The organism is Hallella colorans, from assembly GCF_003096815.1.
Lineage (GTDB): Bacteria > Bacteroidota > Bacteroidia > Bacteroidales > Bacteroidaceae > Prevotella > Prevotella colorans.
Genome location: NZ_QENY01000050.1, coordinates 1 through 2,215, shown reverse-complemented (window position 1 = coordinate 2,215; position 2,215 = coordinate 1). Strand labels below are relative to the sequence as shown.

Here is a 2,215-nt window from a genome sequence, read left to right as displayed (position 1 = left end):
TAAAACTTTGACATTATGGCACGAAGTACATTCAAGACACTCTTTTATATCAATCGCTCCAAAGAGAAAAAGAACGGCAGCTGCCCAATTATGGGGCGTATCACCATAGACGGAGAACAAGTACAATACAGCACGGGCAAGGAGATTGCTCCTGAACTTTGGGACAGCCATAAGGGACGGTGCAAGGGAACAGGTGAAGAAACAAAGGAAATCAACCGCTACTTGCAAACCAAAGAGGAACAAGCCAAAGGCAAATACCAAGAATTAGTTTGGCAACGTGGCTATATCACTGCCGAGTTGTTGAAACGTGAACTCATGGAAGAGGACAATCCCAAAGGCTTTCTTTTGGAGGAAGCCCGACTATTTATTGAGGAAAAGCGTCCATGCGTAGGACTGACGATTGCCAAGCCTACCTTTGCTAATTACATCTACGCCACACAACTCATAGAGGCTTATCTGCGTGAACGCTTAGGGCTGGAGGATATTCGCTACTCCCTGTTGGACTATGGCTTTATTGAGGGAATGGACTTCTATCTCAAATCAGAACGCAACCTCTCTCTTGCCACAATTCAGGTAGTGGTCATCTTCCTTAGAAAACTCATCGGCATAGGTCAGCAGAAGAAGTATATCCGCATTGATCCGTTTGCAGACTACAAAGCAGAACTTCCACACCGCACAAGGCGTTATCTCACTACGGAGGAGCTGCAACGAGTATTGCAAACGCCCATCATTGACAAACAGTTCGAGCGAGCAAGGCAACTCTTCATTTTCTGCGCCTTCACCGGTTTGGCTCGTGTGGATATGCAACGGCTCAAACCGAAGCATATCACCCATAATGCTGACGGCACGGAGGAAATACGCATCAAAAGGCAGAAAACGGATGTAGAGGCGATTATTCCGCTCCTGCCTATTGCCAAACAAATCCTTTCGCTCTATATCAAGGACAAGAAAGCGGACGACTTGATATTTCCCAATCTCACAATAAGGAAAGCATCCTTTGCGTGTGTGAACATCGGGCAGATATGCCGGATAGATAAGGGCTTGACCTTTCACATGGCTCGCCACACATTCTCAACCACGATATGCCTATCCAATGGTATTTCGATGGAAACGCTCAGCAAGATACTCGGACACAGCAATATAGGTACGACACAAATCTACGGAAAGATAACCGACCACAAGATACAGGAGGATATGACTGCACTCACAGACAGGGAGCATACTATGTTTGAGGGTTATTGTGAGTCTATAGCACGGCAGAACGTTCCATTGCAACAAGCATAAAAAGGAAGTAATTACCAAACATTTATTATTCACGATTGAACCTCAAATGATTATGAAACAGAACAACAAACAGGAACTTTCTTACTTTCGATTGAAATTAAGAAGTTACATGAGTGAGCATCACCCCGAAAGATTGCAAGATACGGAGTTTATCACTGCACGGGCAGATATGGCTCTCACAGCTTACTGCGATGCCGTGGCGCAAGGTTTTAAGTACCCCGAAGCGGAGAGCATGGCAAGCGAGGTTTTGTATTATGGCTTGCATTTTTCCAAGTATGACACGCTTGTATCTGTATTGGAAAACGAGTTTGAAAGGGAACTGCCTGCACCGCTCCCCGAGAGGCTTTCACTTTTATTGTTGGCGAACAAGGCTGTTCAAGCCACATTCGCTGGGTACGAACTGACGGACGCATTTGCCGCAAGCGGACAATACGACCGTCTTTACACCGAACTCACAGGCACGATAGTGCTGCTTACCAAGAGCAATCATTTGCCAATAATCGGTCAGACGGAGAGGTAAGCCCAAAGGCGTTGTAAGCAAAGGCACACGCAAAGTCCCTGATGCCGTTTCTTATCGTGCAAAGGTACAACGGCAGCCAATCTGCCCTGACAAGGTCAAGTCCTGCGGATGGAGAGAAGAATCTCCACCGCAGGATTTTTCTTTTCAAGTTTGTATTGCCATTTTCAATATTCGTGCGGTCGTATTCATCTCTCCCAACCTTGCAGGGCAGGGCTGCCGTAAGAGAGTATAGGCACGACAAGAATACGGCATACTCAGGCTCTTTGGACGCAAGGCGTAACAGCCAACAATAGATAGGACTGACGATAATACGGACTATCTGTTGTTTGTACAATTTATTGTCATGACTATCTGTTGTCATGACTATCTGTTGTCATGACTATCTGTTGTCAAAACTATATATCGTCAAAA

General features: G+C 45.7%; 3 protein-coding genes. 2 read left to right on the top strand and 1 reads right to left on the bottom strand.

Annotated elements, in window-relative coordinates; all coding sequences use genetic code 11:
- Positions 1-15 precede the first annotated feature (15 nt).
- Positions 16-1,284 carry a site-specific integrase gene (locus C7379_RS12500; protein WP_116617550.1) on the top strand — a complete coding sequence of 423 codons (1,269 nt, stop codon included), beginning with the start codon at positions 16-18 and terminating at the stop codon, positions 1,282-1,284.
- A 52-nt stretch (positions 1,285-1,336) separates the two neighbouring features.
- Positions 1,337-1,804 carry a DUF1896 domain-containing protein gene (locus C7379_RS12495; RefSeq protein WP_116617551.1) on the top strand — a complete coding sequence of 156 codons (468 nt, stop codon included), beginning with the start codon at positions 1,337-1,339 and terminating at the stop codon, positions 1,802-1,804.
- Here C7379_RS12495 and C7379_RS12820 read toward each other — a convergent pair.
- Positions 1,758-2,165 (bottom strand): hypothetical protein, encoded by a 408-nt coding sequence (locus C7379_RS12820; RefSeq protein WP_165815078.1) that lies wholly within the window; start codon positions 2,163-2,165, stop codon positions 1,758-1,760. The genes C7379_RS12495 and C7379_RS12820 overlap by 47 nt on opposite strands.
- Positions 2,166-2,215 lie beyond the last annotated feature (50 nt).

Coding starts and splice junctions, on each gene's coding strand:
- C7379_RS12500 (WP_116617550.1), top strand. CDS start 16: ATGGCACGAAGTACATTCAAGACACTCTTTTATATCAATCGCTCCAAA.
- C7379_RS12495 (WP_116617551.1), top strand. CDS start 1,337: ATGAAACAGAACAACAAACAGGAACTTTCTTACTTTCGATTGAAATTA.
- C7379_RS12820 (WP_165815078.1), bottom strand. CDS start 2,165: ATGACAACAGATAGTCATGACAATAAATTGTACAAACAACAGATAGTC.